The sequence below is a fragment of the Sorangium sp. So ce367 genome, from assembly GCF_051520455.1.
Lineage (GTDB): Bacteria > Myxococcota_A > Polyangia > Polyangiales > Polyangiaceae > Sorangium > Sorangium cellulosum_B.
On sequence record NZ_CP150334.1, the window covers coordinates 11,295,637 to 11,311,104 of the forward strand.

At 70.2% G+C, this 15,468-nt stretch carries 12 protein-coding genes; 8 read left to right on the forward strand and 4 right to left on the reverse strand.

Annotated elements, in window-relative coordinates; all coding sequences use genetic code 11:
* Positions 1–66: 66 nt before the first annotated feature.
* Together WME97_RS42855 and WME97_RS42860 are read left to right on the forward strand one after the other, a co-directional pair.
* Positions 67–963 (forward strand): SUMF1/EgtB/PvdO family nonheme iron enzyme, encoded by an 897-nt coding sequence (locus tag WME97_RS42855; protein ID WP_437546536.1) that lies wholly within the window; start codon positions 67–69, stop codon positions 961–963.
* A gap of 355 nt (positions 964–1,318) precedes the next feature.
* Positions 1,319–2,752, forward strand: a complete 1,434-nt coding sequence (locus tag WME97_RS42860; protein WP_437546538.1) for a hypothetical protein — start codon at positions 1,319–1,321, stop codon at positions 2,750–2,752.
* A 92-nt stretch (positions 2,753–2,844) separates the two neighbouring features.
* On the opposite strand, the gene WME97_RS42865 is transcribed toward WME97_RS42860, so the two are convergent.
* Positions 2,845–3,420 carry a hypothetical protein gene (locus WME97_RS42865; protein WP_437546540.1) on the reverse strand — a complete coding sequence of 192 codons (576 nt, stop codon included), beginning with the start codon at positions 3,418–3,420 and terminating at the stop codon, positions 2,845–2,847.
* A 1,058-nt stretch (positions 3,421–4,478) separates the two neighbouring features.
* On the opposite strand from WME97_RS42865, the gene WME97_RS42870 reads away from it, so the two are divergent.
* Both WME97_RS42870 and WME97_RS42875 read left to right on the forward strand, forming a co-directional pair.
* Entirely contained in the window at positions 4,479–5,144 is a 666-nt protein-coding gene (locus WME97_RS42870; RefSeq protein WP_437546542.1) for a class I SAM-dependent methyltransferase, read from the forward strand.
* Positions 5,145–5,233: 89 nt separating this feature from the next.
* Complete coding sequence (locus WME97_RS42875; RefSeq protein ID WP_437546543.1) at positions 5,234–5,857, forward strand: hypothetical protein; 624 nt, start codon at positions 5,234–5,236, stop codon at positions 5,855–5,857.
* A gap of 55 nt (positions 5,858–5,912) precedes the next feature.
* On the opposite strand, the gene WME97_RS42880 is transcribed toward WME97_RS42875, so the two are convergent.
* Positions 5,913–7,025 (reverse strand): PhoH family protein, encoded by a 1,113-nt coding sequence (locus WME97_RS42880; RefSeq protein ID WP_437546545.1) that lies wholly within the window; start codon positions 7,023–7,025, stop codon positions 5,913–5,915.
* Between the two features lie 518 nt (positions 7,026–7,543).
* On the opposite strand from WME97_RS42880, the gene WME97_RS42885 reads away from it, so the two are divergent.
* From WME97_RS42885 to WME97_RS42900, 4 genes are all read left to right on the forward strand, one after another.
* Positions 7,544–8,986, forward strand: a complete 1,443-nt coding sequence (locus tag WME97_RS42885) for a porin (protein ID WP_437546547.1) — start codon at positions 7,544–7,546, stop codon at positions 8,984–8,986.
* A 181-nt stretch (positions 8,987–9,167) separates the two neighbouring features.
* Positions 9,168–10,451: a penicillin-binding transpeptidase domain-containing protein gene (locus WME97_RS42890; protein WP_437546549.1), complete on the forward strand. Its 1,284-nt coding sequence runs from the start codon at positions 9,168–9,170 to the stop codon at positions 10,449–10,451.
* Positions 10,452–10,886: 435 nt separating this feature from the next.
* On the forward strand, positions 10,887–11,183 hold the full coding sequence (locus WME97_RS42895; RefSeq protein WP_437546551.1) for a hypothetical protein: 297 nt from the start codon (positions 10,887–10,889) through the stop codon (positions 11,181–11,183).
* 316 nt (positions 11,184–11,499) lie between these two features.
* Positions 11,500–11,679 carry a hypothetical protein gene (locus tag WME97_RS42900; RefSeq protein ID WP_437546553.1) on the forward strand — a complete coding sequence of 60 codons (180 nt, stop codon included), beginning with the start codon at positions 11,500–11,502 and terminating at the stop codon, positions 11,677–11,679.
* Positions 11,680–11,839: 160 nt separating this feature from the next.
* Here WME97_RS42900 and WME97_RS42905 read toward each other — a convergent pair whose 3' ends face one another.
* Positions 11,840–12,361: a hypothetical protein gene (locus WME97_RS42905; protein ID WP_437546554.1), complete on the reverse strand. Its 522-nt coding sequence runs from the start codon at positions 12,359–12,361 to the stop codon at positions 11,840–11,842.
* Positions 12,362–12,420: 59 nt separating this feature from the next.
* A complete protein-coding gene (locus WME97_RS42910; protein WP_437546556.1) occupies positions 12,421–15,468 on the reverse strand; it encodes a BamA/TamA family outer membrane protein in 3,048 nt (1,015 codons plus the stop codon).

Here is a 15,468-nt window from a genome sequence, read left to right on the forward strand (position 1 = left end):
CGCCTGGCAGCCTCCGTTCCGCGATCGTCGGGGGCGCGTCCATTCCGCGGTGGAGCGCTGCTCGGCGTGCTCGTCGCGTCGGCCGGCTGTGCTCCGGGGTCGACGACAGCGGAGCAGATCACGCCGCGCCTGATGGTGCGCGCCTCGCTCGAGGGGACCGCCGCCGTCCCGACGGAAAGGCGCATCAAGGCCAAGGAGAGCGCGCTCGCTGCCGTCAAGGACAGCGCAACGCTCGCCTCGGGGATGGAGTCCGAGATCGGCGCCATCCCGATGTCCTCCTCGACGGCCAGCACGCGCTGCCCCGCGGAGATGTCCCTCGTCGACGATCGCGTGTGCGTCGACCGCTGGGAGGGCGCGCTGGTCGAGGTGACGCCCAGCGGTGAGCGCCCCTGGTCGCCCTACGATCCGATTGACGGGAACGAGCGCCGCGTCCGCGCCGTGTCCTGGCAGGGGGTCATCCCCCAGGGCTACATCAGCGGGCGGCAGGCCAAGATGGCGTGCGCGGCCTCGGGCAAGCGCCTGTGCACCTCGGAGGAGTGGGTGACCGCCTGCCGAGGGCCGGACGACACGACGTTTCCCTACGGCGCGCTCCGCCAGCAGGCCGTGTGCAACGATGACGAGCGACGGGTTCACCCCGTCGCCGAGATCGCCGCGCTGCTCGACATCAAGCCCGAGGAGCGCTGGACGACGGCGATGAACAACCCGCTCATCAACCAGCTGTCCCAGGCGCTGCTCCCGACGGGCGAGCGCGCGGGATGCACCAACGCCTACGGCGTGTTCGACATGGTAGGCAACCTCCACGAGTGGGTCGATGATCCGAGCGGCACCTTCCGTGGCGGCTATTTCATGGACACGACGCGCAACGGCGAGGGCTGCAAATATGCCACGACCGCCCACTCCTTCGGCTACCACGACTATTCGACGGGCTTCCGGTGCTGCATGGATCCGGAGCAGGCCGACTAGTGCTGGCCGCGCGGCGTGCGGCCGGCAGGATAGCGGGGGCGCAGGTTGGTGTGATACGGGCTCAGCCGCTAGGCAGACGAGTGAGGCGTACGAAGGTACGCCGCAACGAGCCGAACGACGCAGATGAGCCTGGAGCGCGCGAACCCGCACCCCGCTATGGGGCAGACGCGAATCGAACGCGGAGCTCGGGGCGATGCAGCGGGGAGACAGGGCGGTCGCCGCGCGCGCATCTTGCCGTGACGCCACGGGCGCTTCGACAAGACGGCTCGGGCGCGACGCGAGCGAGCGTGCGAGTCGTGGAGGAGCCAGGGCCGACGCGCAGCAAGCCAGGGCGACACCAGCGAAGAGATTGCCGATGCCCGACTCCATAGTGAGCGCGCCCACGCGGCGCCGCGCCGCCGCGACTGCCCTTGCCGCCCTGACGGCCCTCCTGGCGCTCGGTTGCGGGAAGAAGGAAAAGGCAGCGCCCATCACCGTCCCGCCGCCCCCGGGCGCGGCGTCCTCGGATGAGCTCACCACCGCCATTGGCCAGGCGCGTGGCATCGATTCGGCGCTCGCGCCGTCGTCGACCCGATGGCGACGGGCGTTCGTGCTCGATGAGCGGCGAGCCGTGGTGACAGGAGAGGTCGAGAACGAGACGATCGCGCTCGTGACCGAGAACGCCGGCCGGACCTGGCGATCTCTGCGGCGCGTCCGCGAGGGGTGGTCGACCTGGTCGGTCGGCGGAGACGGCGCCACGGTGCTCACCACCGGTCCGCGTGGCCCGGCTCTCCCGACGGAGACACGCGGGAACCGAGGGACGCCGTCCGCGCTGGACCCGCCGAGTCTCTTCTTCGCTCCGTTCGAGGCGACCGACCTCTCGGCGCCTTCACCGGTCACGCTTCCAGCGCTGAGCCGCGGAGCGCGGCCGCTGGTGAACGCTGTGCCCGCGGTGCTCTCCGCCGAGAGCGCCGCGCTGCTCGTGGAGCCCAAGCCTCGGCACGCGACCCTCGTCTATGCGGGGCCGGCGGGCGCCGAGCCGGTGCCTCCCGTCCCGCTCCCCACGCAGGAACAAGCGCTGCCCGTGCCTTATGGCCGCCCACCGATGCTCCTGTCGGTGCGCGGGCGCAGCCTCCTCGTGCGGCCCGTCCCCGCGCCGGGGAAGCCGCTTGACGCACCGAAGAGCGTCGAGGGACTCGCGATGAGCCCCGCGGCCATCGCCGCGCTCTCCACGACACCAGCATGCGACTTCGCCGGCTGGTCGATCCAGCTCGTTCCTCAGCCGCCCGACAAGACCGCCGTGGTCGCCGTCTCCGCTACCCAGACAGCCGTGCTGAAGCTCCCGGCGAAAGCCCCGCCCGGAGCGTCGGTCGGCTGCGCGGCCGATCGGATCATGGTCGAAGTCATGACGCCCACAACCGGAGAGCCCACGCTCGCTACGTGCACCCTCCAAGGCACCTGCGTCATCGCCGAGAAGCCGCCCTTTCGACCCTGGTTGGAGCCGCATGAACGGTCTATCGCCCTGGCGCCCACACGCGAAGGCGTCACCGCAGTGCTGACCTCCCGCGCGGCAGCGCGATGGGGGCTCCATATCGCGATCGCGCAACCGCCGGAGGTGGGCAAGCTCTACGACGTCCCCAGGGTAATCGGCGAAGCCACGGGCGAGCGCGGCCGTATCGAGCTAGGAGCCCTCCTCTCGTTCGGAAATCGACTCTTGATGCTCCTCCAAGCGGATGTCACCGGGACATCGCGCCGCGGCTGGTACGTCGTGGCCTCCGATGATGGCGGGCTCACCTGGAGCCCGCCCTGAGCTCCGTCTCGAACGGGATAGTCATTCCAAACGCAGCGCGTCAGCACAGCTTGCATCCCATCTGATGCTGACGTGAGCGGTGGTCCCCAGACCTACTTCGGAGGAGCGGCAGCCGGAGCGACGCGCTTGCGCCCCTTGACGCTCGGCTTCTTCACGACAGGTGCAGGCCCAGCGGCGGTCTTGCGCGCGTTCGCGCTCGCCTGCTCGGCGGTCTTCGCGTCGCCTGCATAGCGGGCGAAGCGACGGTCGCCACCTTGGAAAATCCGCTTCTCCAGCTTCAGCTCCTTCAGCGCGGCGGCGGCACGGGTCTGCGGGATACCCGCCTGCTTCGCCACCTCGCTCGCGCTGACGCCAGAGCTCGCTTTGACGACGCGCTCGACGGCATCCAGCGTCTCCTGACGCTCCGCCGAGGCGGCCGGCGACTTGCGCGGGCGACCAGGCCGACGCTTCGGCGCGGCGCCGCGCTTGGCCGCGACGGAAGACGTTTTGGACTGGACCGCTCCAGCAGCGCGGGCGCGCGCGCGGCCGCGGCGCGGCGCCGCAGGAGGAACCAACGGCGCTTCCCCTGTCACGGCGCCCAGCTGATTCTTGACGAGCGCGAGGATCGCCTCGTCCGGCATTTTCCGCACGAGGTTTACAATCTGCTGTGAAAAGGCGTCCGTTGCCATGTGCTCTCCCTCGTCGCCGAATCCAGCTCGGCGGTTGGATACGACTATGCCGTTGCCACTTGCCTGGTCAAGCGAATTGAGGATAGCGGACCGTCTTTTCTTTCAATAGGCGCTGCGGGCGGGCTCAATCGGAGAGCTCATTGGACGGGACGGCCCCGAACGGCTGGGCTGCTTTGCTCGACAGGCGCCGAGCGATGAAACCCCCGCCAGCGTCGATTGATGGCCGAGACCCCTCCCCCGCGCGGGACGGCCCCTGGCCGCGCCAATCCTCACTCGGCCCCCTTGACGATGCACCGCGGCATTGCGTGTCTCGGGTGCTCAGGTCTGGGCAGGTAAGCACCGTCCGAGAACCGAGCAACCCCGCGCCGCGGGGCCGCGCCCGTCACGGGCGGCAATGCGGGCGCGCGCACATCCGCGAGGTGCAGCGACCCGACGCGAGCCTCGCCAGACCCAATCATTGAAGCGCCTCACGCAGGGTGCGACCGCCTGGCGACCACACACATGCGGCCGGCGCGTGGCTACATTGCACGCCCCGGGCGCACGACTGACCTATGCGGAGGCCTGATAGGATGCCCCGCTCGACAGGTGGGGCGCAGCACGGACGCTTCGCTATGAGCGCCGGCGGGCCGGGACTCCGGGTCGAGCTCTCTGCCCGACATCCGCTCATCACGCCGGGGATTGCGCGGACCCACGCTGACCGCCCGATCGCGCGCCAACCCGCCGAGCTCTTCGAAATGACGACTCTGCGCCGGTCCCGTCGCCGGAGGCGCGCTCGGGCCGCGCAGCGCCGCTCTCAACATCACGCGCGCGGCCGCCGCCCGCGGCTCCAGCTGGGTAGGCGCCTGAAGGCCGTCGTGTCCGGCGGACCGGTGTGCACGCGCGGCCGGAGCCGGCCCGCTCCGCCTCGACTTCTTCAAACGCCTTCCTGTCCATATCTACATCTACGACGCCCAGGACCCACCCCGCCCCCGCTCGACCTCCGTCCGACCGGCTGCCGAGATTGACCAGCCGCCGACAATCGGTTGACACGCGCGTCGGCTGCGGAGAAGGATGCGCGCATGTCGCTGGTGCGCGTGCTCGAGCCAGAGGTCATGGATACCGACGAGGACGCGCGGGCCTACGACAGCATGGATCACGCCGCCGTGAACACGGCGTTCTGCGACGCGCTCCTCTCCCACAACCCCGGTCTCGCATACGCCCTCGACGTCGGCACAGGGACGTGCCTGTTGCCCATCGAGCTTTGCAGGCGCGCCCCCGCCGCGCGGATCAAGGCGATCGATCTCTCCGCGGCGATGCTCGAACTCGGGCGCCGCCATGTCGAGCAGGCCGGGCTCACCGAGGCCATCGCGCTCGCGCTCGTGGATGCCAAGGCGCTGCCTGAACCGGATGAGACGTTTTCAGCCGTGCTCTCGAACAGCATCGTCCACCACGTCCCGGAGCCAGCGCAGGTGCTGCGCGAGATGCTCCGCGTCCTCCAGCCCGGGGGGCTCCTGTTCGTGCGGGACCTGGTCCGTCCGGAAGACGAGGCGTCGATCGCCGCCCTCGTCGACACGTACGCAGCGAACGACACCGCGTACCAGCGAGCCCTCTTCGACGCGTCGCTGCGCGCGGCGCTCTCGCTCGACGAGGTGCGTGAGGTGCTGCGCTCGCTCCGGATTCCCCCCGAATGCGCGCAGATGACGAGCGACCGGCACTGGACCCTCGCGTTCCGCAGGGCCTCCTGAGCCCAAGGCGCCGCGCGCTGGTCCGGGCCGCGGCGCGGGCACGTCAAATCGACGCGACGGCCAGCCCGGCTCGTAATAAAAGCGTCCACGTGAACGCCACCGGAACACGAGCTCGCCGGGCGCGCGGCGTTGCCCCCGCGCTCTTCCTGTCCTTCGCCGTCGTCCTCGCGGCATGCGAGGAGGGCCCGCCTCGCCCGAGCGAGCCGGAGCGGCCCGCGCCCCCGCCGCCTCAGCCGAGCGCGCAGCTCGCGCCGCCCGCGGCCGGCTCGGCCGCAGCAGAGCCCCCGAGCGCAGGCGCGCCGGGAGACGCGGGCGAGCCGAAGGGCACGCCCGCATGGCAAGGGACATGGGAGGGGCGCTACGACGCCAAGAAAGGCAGCGTCGTGATGCCCCCGAAGGTCAAGGACGCCGCGCGCCAGAAGGACGACGGGAAGCAGGTCACCGGCCCTGGGACGGTGACGCTGACCATCGAGCCGAGCGGTGAGCTGAAGGGCGCCGCGAAGGGAGCGCTCGGCGACGCGACGCTCGTGGGAAAGGTCGAGGACGGCATGGTCCGCGCATCGGTCTTCCCCGACGATCCGCGCGCGCCGAACGCGATGACCGGCGTCCTGGTCGGCGAGTTGAAGGAGAACGTCATCCACGGCAGGATCCGGGTGACCGGGCCCGATGCCCTCCTGGTGCGCGAGTCCCCGATCGAGCTGAAGAAGAAATGATCAGCGCAGCCGGGCGAGACGTCGACGCCGACGCCTCGCCCGGCGGCGTCGCGCGTCAGCTCGCCGCGCCGGCTCCTCCCGGCTCGCCTGCTGGCGCGCGGCCCTGCGGCTCCTGCGGTGCAGCCCCGGCCTCTCCCGCTGCGCCGCCGCGCGCGCCGCCGCGACCCGCCTCCGCCCGCCGCTCCTCGCGCTGGCGCGCCACCTCGGCGTCCCGTTGCTCGTACGCCACGATGATCCGCTGCACGAGCGGGTGGCGCACGACGTCGACCTCGGTGAACGAGCAGATCGCAATCCCCTCGATCCCCGCGAGCAGCTCGCGCGCCTCCGCGAGGCCGCTGCGCGCGCCGTGCGGGAGATCGACCTGCGTGACGTCGCCCGTCACCACGGCGCGGGAGGCGTAGCCGAGGCGGGTGAGGAACATGCGCATCTGGTCGCTCGTCGCGTTCTGCGCCTCGTCGAGGATGACGAAGCAATCGTTGAGCGTGCGGCCGCGCATGAAGGCCAGCGGCGCGACCTCGATCTGACCGCGCGTCACGAGGCCTTGCGCCTTGTCCGCATCCATCATGTCATGGAGCGCGTCGTAGAGCGGGCGCAGGTAAGGATTCACCTTCTCGGCGAGATCGCCGGGGAGGAAGCCGAGCCGCTCTCCCGCCTCGACGGCAGGACGGGTCAGGATGATCCGCTTCACGCGGCGCTCGAGCAGCGCGTGCACCGCCATGGCCATCGCGAGGTAGGTCTTGCCCGTCCCCGCCGGCCCGATGCCGAACGTCATGTCGTGCGATCGGATCGCCTGGATGTAGCGCTTCTGCGCCAGCCCCTTCGCCGAGATAGGCCGGCGGCGCGCCGAGATGAGGACGACGTCCTCGAACAGATCCCGCAAGGTCATCCCCGGGTCGTCCCGGAGCGCCTGCACCCCGCGCACGTAGTCCTGGGGATCGAGGACCACGCCGCTCCTCAACATCTGCGCGGCCTCTGCCAGGCACCGCTCGGCGAGCGCGACCTTGTCGGCGTCCCCGGCGAGCCGGATCGTGTTGCCTCGAACGCCCGACTCGATGCCAAGAGTGCGCGCGATGAGCTTGAGATGCTCGTTCCCCGGCCCGGCGAGGGCCACCAAGGTGCTGTTGTCGAGCACCTCGACATCCGCCGTGATCCGCACGCTGGTCGTCATCGCGTGATCCTTCCCCGCCTCTTCCCCGGCGCTCCGTCGCCGGCACGTGCTGCCACCCCATGAGCGGGGCCTTGACGCCCCTCACCCCTTGCCCGACTGTCGTGCTCGCACGCCGTATGGCCTACACAGAATCGTAACGTCCTGGTCATAATTTCGCGTTGTGGTGCGTGCGAGATCCAGCGAGCGGGCGAGCCGCACACAGGGAGAACTGCATGAGGTTAGCTACATCGGCGCTGCTGGGCATGACTGTTACGCTGTCGGGCCTTTCGGCGCTAGCACAGCCTGGACCCCAGGGCCCAGCGCAACCTGCCCCGCCGCCCCCGGCTGCTGCCCCGACACCTCCTGCCGGTGCGGTCCCGCCTCCTCCCGCAGCCGCGCCGACGCCCGCGCCGCCGCCCGACCAGGCGCCGCCTGCCGAGCAGCTGCCGCCGCCTCCTCCCCCTGGAGCGGCACCGGCCGCCGCGCCGCCGCCGCCACCTCCTGCGCAGGTCTTCGCGCCGATCGCAGAAACTGCGGTCGTGAAAGAGCAGAAGCCGCTCGCTGGCTGGCACGGCGGCTTCTTCCTTCGGGACGCCAACGACACCTTCCGGCTGTTCCCGAAGGGGCGGCTGCACCTCGACTTCGTCAGCAGCTTCGGCAGCGGGGTCTCGGACGTAGAGGCGGCGGACGGAGGGAACGCGTTGCAGCCGCGCTTCTTCGCCCGTCGCGCCCGGCTGGAGTTCGACGGCGAGTTCCTGAAGCGCTGGTCGTTCAAGCTCGACGTCGACTTCGGCGGCCAGGCGCTCGGGAACGCCAACGGCGAGACCGAGACAGCTGCCGCGTCAGCAGGCGCCTCGCCGACAGCCGAGACCGCGCGCTTCGCCGCGGTTCAGAGCACGAGCGCAAACGCCGCGCTCGCCGACTTCTGGATCAACTACTCCGTCATGCCGGCGCTGAACTTCATGCTCGGCCAGTTCAACTCTCCGTTCGGGATGGAGATCCAGACGAGCAGCAACGCCATCACGTTCATGGAGCGCAACATCGCGATGCGGAGCTTCGCCCACCCCGAGGCCAAGAGCATCGGGCTGATGGCGTGGGGCGACGTCGCCGACAAGATGTTCTTCTACGGCATCGGCGTGGTCGCCGGCGACGGCCAGAACCGCCCTGGCATCGACGCGTCGCCCCATTTCATCGGCCGCGTGTTCGCCCGCCCGTTCGCCGGCGAAAAGAAGGGGCTGCTCGCCAAGGCGCAGATCGGCCTCAGCGCGCAGCACGGGTGGCGCGAACAGGACTACGTGGGTTACGACTACGCGCCCATCCGGACGGGGAACGGCTACACGCTCTGGAGCGGCGGCTACAAGGACTCGCTCGATCGGCGGATCCACGTCATCCCGTCGAGCGCGCAGAACGCGATCGGCGGCGAGCTCCGGCTGCCGATCAAGATGGTCGAGCTCCGCGCCGAGGCGTATTACCTCGCGAACAACACCCGCGAGGCTGTGGAAGGTTATCAGCTCACGAACACCGAGCGGCTCGGCCAGGTGAAGGGCCTCGGTTGGTACGTGCAGCTCTCTGCGTGGCCCGTGGGCGACGCCTTCGTCACCGGGGATCCGGGGTACAGCCCGCGCCCCGTGAAGGTCGATCTGACGAAGGAGCCCGACAAGCCGAAGTCGGGGCTCGAGGTCGCGGCGCTGCTCGCGGGGATCAACGCGACGTACGACGGCGCGTCCCGGGACGGCGCGTACGACGAGAACACGCCGGGCGCCGAGGGCGGGCCGGGCACCGACCTCAACGTCATGCAGGTCGGCCTCGCCGCCAACTACTGGCACACGAGGAACGTGCGGCTCAGCGTGAATTACAACGCGTACCTGACGCCGGGCAGCGGCTCCGAAGAGAACCTCCTCCGGGTGCCGGGCAACACCTTGAAGCGGGCCGACGCGCACGCGCTGCACGAGCTCGGCGCCCGGGTCGGCCTGTCCTTCTAGCCCCCCGCGCCCTCTCCCCGCGCGGCGCGGAGCCCCAGCCGCGCCCTCGTTCATTTGCCCTCCAACGAAGCGCGCCGGAAGGATTCCCTGCCGCGCACATCCCGCGGCGCGCCAGGCCCGCCGGCGAGGTCGCGCGCCTCAATTTTGGCCCAGGACAGCGCGGCGGGGTACCCGTCGGGCCATGCGCGACATGCGTCAGTGGATCGCCGTCGGTGCAGCTGTGGGGCTCGTGGCCGTGACCCTCCCCATGCTGCGCGAGCACGACGTCCAGCTCGGGGGGCTGCTCGCCAAGAAGACGACCGCCGGGGGCCCGACGATCACGCGGACCGTGACGCCGCCGCCGCTCACGGATCTCGATCTGACGCGCATCGACGACCGGAAGACCCCGCCCACGGCGCCGGCGCACGCCGACCGCGTCGCGGAGCTGACCATCGACCCGATGTACCAGCGGGCGGCGCTCGGCTTCCTGCGGGCAGGCCAGGTCCCGGAGGGCGCGGTCGTCATGACCGATATCCGCACCGGGAAGGTGCTGGTCTGGGCGAGCTACGTGAACGAGGGGGCGATGCACGACGTCGCTGCAGAGGCCACCGCGCCGTCGGCGAGCGTCTTCAAGGTCGTGACCGGCACCGCCCTCGTCGAGGCGGGCCTGAGCCCGAACACCAAGCAGTGTTATTCGGGCGGCGAGCACTCGATCCGGCCGGCGGACATGGTCGACAACAAGCGCCGCGACAAGTACTGCGCGACGCTCGCGCAGGCGATGGGCCGGAGCATCAACACGGTGTTCGCGCGGCTCGCCGCGAAGAACCTCGACCGCGAGAAGCTCGGCGCCGTGGCCGAGAAGCTCGGCTGGGGTCAGGACACGCCGTTCGACGTGAAGGTCGCGACGAGCACGATCGCGCTCCCGGAAGACGATCTCGGCTTCGCGCGGACCGCGGCGGGCTTCTGGAACACGACGCTGTCGCCGTTCCAGGGAGCAAACCTGGCGACCACGCTCGCCAATGGCGGCGAGATGATCCGGCTCCACGTCGTGTCGAGCGTCAAGGACGAGATCGGCGACATCTACCAGGGCCCGAGCGAGCGTCAGGTGCTCAAGCGGGTGATGGACGAGAGCACGGCCAACGCGGTGACCGCGATGATGGAGGCGACGGTCGATAACGGCACGAGCTACCGTTCGTTCCATGATCGCAACGGCCGCCCCTACCTCCCGGATATCCGCGTCGCGGGCAAGACGGGGACGCTCACGAAGCCGACGCCCGAGGGGCCCTTCTACACCTGGTTCGTCGGGTTCGCGCCGAGCCGCAAGCCCGAGGTCGCCATCTCCGTGATGGTCGCCAACGGCGCGAAATGGCGGGTGAAGGCGACGAACGTCGCATGCGACATGCTCCGCACCTACTTCGCTGACAAGGGCGCGCCCGGCGTGAGCGATCCGAACAACCGGACAGGCTCGACAGCGCTCCGCCGCTGACGCGGAGCCGACGAGCCGCCGAGCCGCAGCGCGCCAGGCCGATCGGCGCCGCGCTGCGCAGATGCACCTGAACGCGGCGCGGTGCCCCCGGCGAGGTCCTCTCGGCCGACGACGCCAGCGCATTGTCGGCCCGTCAGGAAGACCACCGCGCAGCCTTCACGAGGCCTCCGAAAGCCGAAATCGTTCGTCGTGATTTCCGCCCTCACCAGGATCCGGCGATGACGGTGCGTCACGGACCGGTGTGCCTGCCTGGTGGCCGGCAGGTGTGCAGGCTCAACGTACACGCCGCGACGGGCGATCGATTCATGGAAACTTTCCGCCCGGGGGGGCGACCCCTCCCGCCGGCTCGCCGTCCGCGGCGCGAAGGTCCGGACCGCTCCGATGCAGCCGGACACCCTGGGCCAGGGTGGGACCTAGTTGCGAGAGGCGCTGCTTGTGCAGCTTGTGCTCGGCCGAGATCCGCGTGCTAGCATCTCTGTTGTGCAGGTTGTGCTCCGCAAGCTCGGCCGGGGATCACGCGCAGTCGTTGGCCGGCTCGTCCGTGCACCACGGAAAGGCTCGGTCATCGTCATCGAGTTCTCCGACGGAATGCATGAATATGTCACGACGCCGGTCAAGCGCGTGTTGCGCCTCGCGGGGCGCGAAGTCTTCTACATAGAGACCGTGAACTCCCGGTACCGCCTCGAGGTGCGCGGCCGCGAGGTCGCGCTGGACGGCGCGGTCGGCGGCTGAGCCCTGCCAGATGCGGCCCAGGCGGCTCAGATCCTTCGGATCCTTCAGAACGAGCGCGCGCCTCTGATGTGACCGGGCGGCCGGAGGCGGGGAGGCGGAGGTCAACGCCTCACGGCGGCGCGATGCACTGCACACTCGTCTAGCACGAGAACTGCATCTCCGCGCGCATTGCCCCTTGCGCTTCCATTCGCTCTTGGGCAGAGTCCCGCTCCCTTTGAGGGGCCCCGCGGTAGGCCATCCACCGGTGCAGGATGGGGCTCGCCTGGCGAGCTGTCGTCATGATGCCGCGCCCCCGACCGTGAGGAGATTGAAGCAGATGGGCAAGCGCGATCGCCGCCAGTCGATGAAGATGAGGCGCCGTAAGGCGCAGGCTGCCAAGAAGGAGCGCGCCAAGCGCAGCAAGCTGGCGAAGGCCCCGGCAGAGGTCGCTGGCAAGGCCAAGAAGCCCCGCGCTCCCAAGAGCGCCGCTCCTGCGAGCCCTTCGCCGGCTTCTTGATCGGGTGCCATGCGTGGTCGATCGACCGCGCACCACGCGCCACCCGTCGCATCGCCGCGCTGTTGCGATCCCGTCGCTCACCGAGGCCGCTAACGTCGGCGTTGTGCTCGGCCCGGCGCGCCCCGCGGCGTGCGGCCGCGCACCTCGTCAGCGGCGTCGCTCACTCGTCGCGAATCACACGCGTGTGGAGGCTCAGGCCGGGCTGCCGACCCATGTCGGTCACGCTCGCCGAATCGCCAGCCCCATTCTGCGTGGGCTGGGGCTCCTTGGGCGGGGGCTCGCCGAGGAGCCCAGTGTCGCCCTCCCTTCGCTCCTCGCCGATAAGCTCCCAATGGCCCCGTTCGTCGCGCCAGCGCTGCGCCACCCGGGTGCTGCGAACGGTGGCCTCGTCGTTCCGCAGCCAGAGGACGTCGAGGTAGACCTCGGCTTCCTCGCGCTGGGTCATCTCGAAGCCGCCGAACTCCACGTCGACGACCCGGAGGCGGGTGCCCCACCCGGCGTGACGATTCATGAAATCCTGGCGCGCGTTCGAGCCGACGCGCTCGAGCGCGACATCCATGCGGCCGAACCGGGCAGCCGTGTTCATCTCGAGCGCCGCTTCGGTGAGGCGCTGGGACGTGCTCGGGGCGATGCCGCAGCTGGCGAGGTGCAAGAGGCTCAGGGCGAGGAGGACGCGGCGCATGCCGAGCACCCTGGGCGAAGGGGTCGGCGCGGGCAAAATTTCCAGCAGGCGCGCGGCGCTCAGAACGAGTTCGTCGCGACGAAGTAAAACTGACCGCCGGGGATCGCGAGATCGCTCAGGCCATAGGCGTACCCGAAGCGCAGCTGCGAGGAGAGGACGTACCCGAGGCTCAAGCTCAGCCACAGCTCGCCGCCGACCGAGGCGTGCAGCTGGGGCGAGAGCAGGCTCTTCCGCGTGAAGAGGGCGAGGTCGTCCATCTCGAAGCGGTTGAATGCGCCTCCGTGGTCGAGGAAGAGGCTCGCGTCGATGCGGCGCAGGTAGATCGGCAGCGTCACGAGGCCGCGATCAGGTTGCAGGACGGGCACGCGGTACTCGAACGTCTGCGAGAAATAGGAGCGCCCGAACATCGCGCCCGGCGCGTAGCCACGGAGCGTGAACGAGCTATTCGTGACCCCTGTGAGCAATGTGTCGACGAGGGTGAGGTTCTCGAGATCGTACCCGCCCACGCCATAGCTGGCGCCCCGGGGGAAGTTGCCGCCAGACACCGCCCCGGCGACGCGAAACGCGAGGGTGTGATCGCCTGACCAGGGCATGGCGACGTAGGCGGTGAGGCCCGTCGAGAACGCGTAGGTCGTGTAGCTGCTGCCCGTCTCCGGGCCGGCGTAATCGAGCCCAGCGCTCAGCGACACCCCGCGCGGCGCCCCGGCGGCGTCGAGCGAGCCCTCGGCGTTCGAGAATGCGTAGCCGAGGTGCGCGAGGTTCAGCGTGCCCCGCGGCGGGAGGATGGTCCGGGGCGCGTACGGGTCGAGCTTGTCGCCGATGGGGAGCTGCCCCTTGAACGCAGCGCTGCCGAACGACGCGCTCAGGGTATGCCGCGAGAACTCGCCGCGGATCGGATAGCTGATGCCCGAGGAGACCCCGATCGTTCGCTCGTCGTAGACGACGTTGCGGCCGTTGAGGCGGTAGCCGCCGCGCGGCGAGATGTTGTGGTACGCGCGGACGCCGAGGTCGACAGGCAGCCGGCCGTAGTTGTACCCGAGCAAGACGTTCGGGGCCGGCGCGTCCGGCTGCACGGTGAGCTCGCCGAAGATCGTGTGGCGACCGACGATGTCGGTGCCGGTCACGGTCACGGTGAGCGCGTTCGAGCCATAGCTCCCGGGCGCGTAGTCGAGCGTGATCGCGCGCGGCGCGAGCGTGGGAAGCGGGTTGTAAGGGACGCGCTCGAGCCGCGCCGCCGAAGGCTCGGTGGCGGGATCGGGGCGATCGCCCGGGGGCGGCGGCGCCGGGAGGAAGCGCGCCGGATCGAGCGGCATGGCGAAGAGGTCGTGGCCCCGAGAGGTATATCCGACATAAACAAGCGTCTTGCCATCGGGGCTGATCGCCGGGTGCAAGGCCCCGAGTCTCACGTTCGTGACCTGGCGCAAGACGCCGGACGAGACGCCGTAGGCGTAGACGTTGTGGATGCCGGTGCGATCGGAGGTGAAATAGAGCGTCTCGCCGTCGGGCGACCAGACGGGGTTCATGTCGGTCGCGCGATCGCGGGTCACCTGCCGGAAGCCGCCGGTGGCGACGTCCACCACGCGGATGTCGCGGTAGCCGCCGGCGGTCCAGACGCTGTACGCGAGGCGCTTGCCGTCGGGCGAGAACGACGGGGAGTAGGCCTGCTCGAAGCGGGCGCTCGGGACGAGATCGCGCCGGTCGGACAGGGCGCCATCCCTGGAGAGCCGCGCGATCTCCAGGTAGCGGGTGCCCTTGCTGTTGAGGGAGAAGGCGACGAGATCTCCGGTCGGGCTCACGTCCGGGGCCGCGGATCGGAGGCCGTGCGTCAACCGGCGCCGCCAGGGCTCGTCGCCGTCGGGCGCCGCCTTACCGCGCGGGAGCAAGACCAGATCGTTTCGGTAGTAGTGGTTGCGCCACGGCAGGAGCGCCGTGAAGATCAGGTCACCTGCCGGCGTGAACGCCGGTCGCGAGGGCGCGTTGGTGCGCGCGACCAGCGCTTCGTGGCGCTCGCTCCCGGGCGCGGGCGCGGCGAGGGAGACGCGGTAGATACCGGGGCGCTCCCCGCCGTCATCGCGGAAGTAGACGATCTCGTCTGCAGCGGTCCGGCGCGCGGCCTGCGGAACGAACCGCGGGTAGAGCACGTTGCGCCCGTGGTAGGTGAGCCGCGCGCCCTCGCGGAGCCCGCGCGCCTCGACGGCCGCCATCTGCTCCCGGTAGAGCCGGCGGAGGTGGTCCTTCCAGCCGTCGTACAGCTCGACGTAGGTCCTGCCGGTCACGCGGCGGATCGCGCGGTTGATCCCCCATGGGAGGAGCGACGCCCCGTAGTCGGCGGAGACGGCGCGCATCGTGTTGGGCCCGTAGACGTCGATGATCCAGCCCAGGAACCTCGATCCGTAGAGATACCAGAGGTTGCCCTGCGGCCAGCGAACCGCGGAGCTCGAGATCTGATCGAGCCCCGCGATGTTGTCCTCGAGCACATCGGCGCGCAGGTACATGTCGAACATGCTCGAGCGCATCCGGCCGCCGCTCGAGTGGTGGCTCTCGCTCACCACGGCGAGCCCCTCGATGATCCACCGCGGCTGCACCTGGTTCGGCGAGAACGTCTTGCCCACGATCGCGTTCAGGATCGCCGGGATCCCCGAGGTGTTATCGATGTGCGCGATGTGCGTGAACTCGTGCGTGAGGAGATCGAGGTACCAGTCGTCGTAGTCGCCGAGCGTCGACAGGTCGTCCGGACCGGATGCGAGGAGGTGGATCGAGTTGTAGGGGAGCGTGCCGGCCGACCCGTTCGCTATCTCGGAGTCGTCGGTGATCAGGATCTCCGTGCGGCCCTTCGGGGCGTAGCCGAGCGCATCCTCGACGCGCCCGTAGATCGTCTCGGCGAGCGAGGCGATGCGCGCCGCGATGGGCTCGAGGCCCTGCGGATAGTGCACGCGGAAGTGGGCGGTCTCGAACGTCCAGAAGGCGAGATCGGGGTCGCCCGTCGCCCAGGCCGGCCGCGGCACGAGGAGCAGCAGCGCCGCGAGGGCGACGGCAGAGAGGACGGACGCTGCGCGGTGGAGCGGCCGGCTCACTCGCGAGCCGACGCGCGCGGGAGAAGAGTTCAC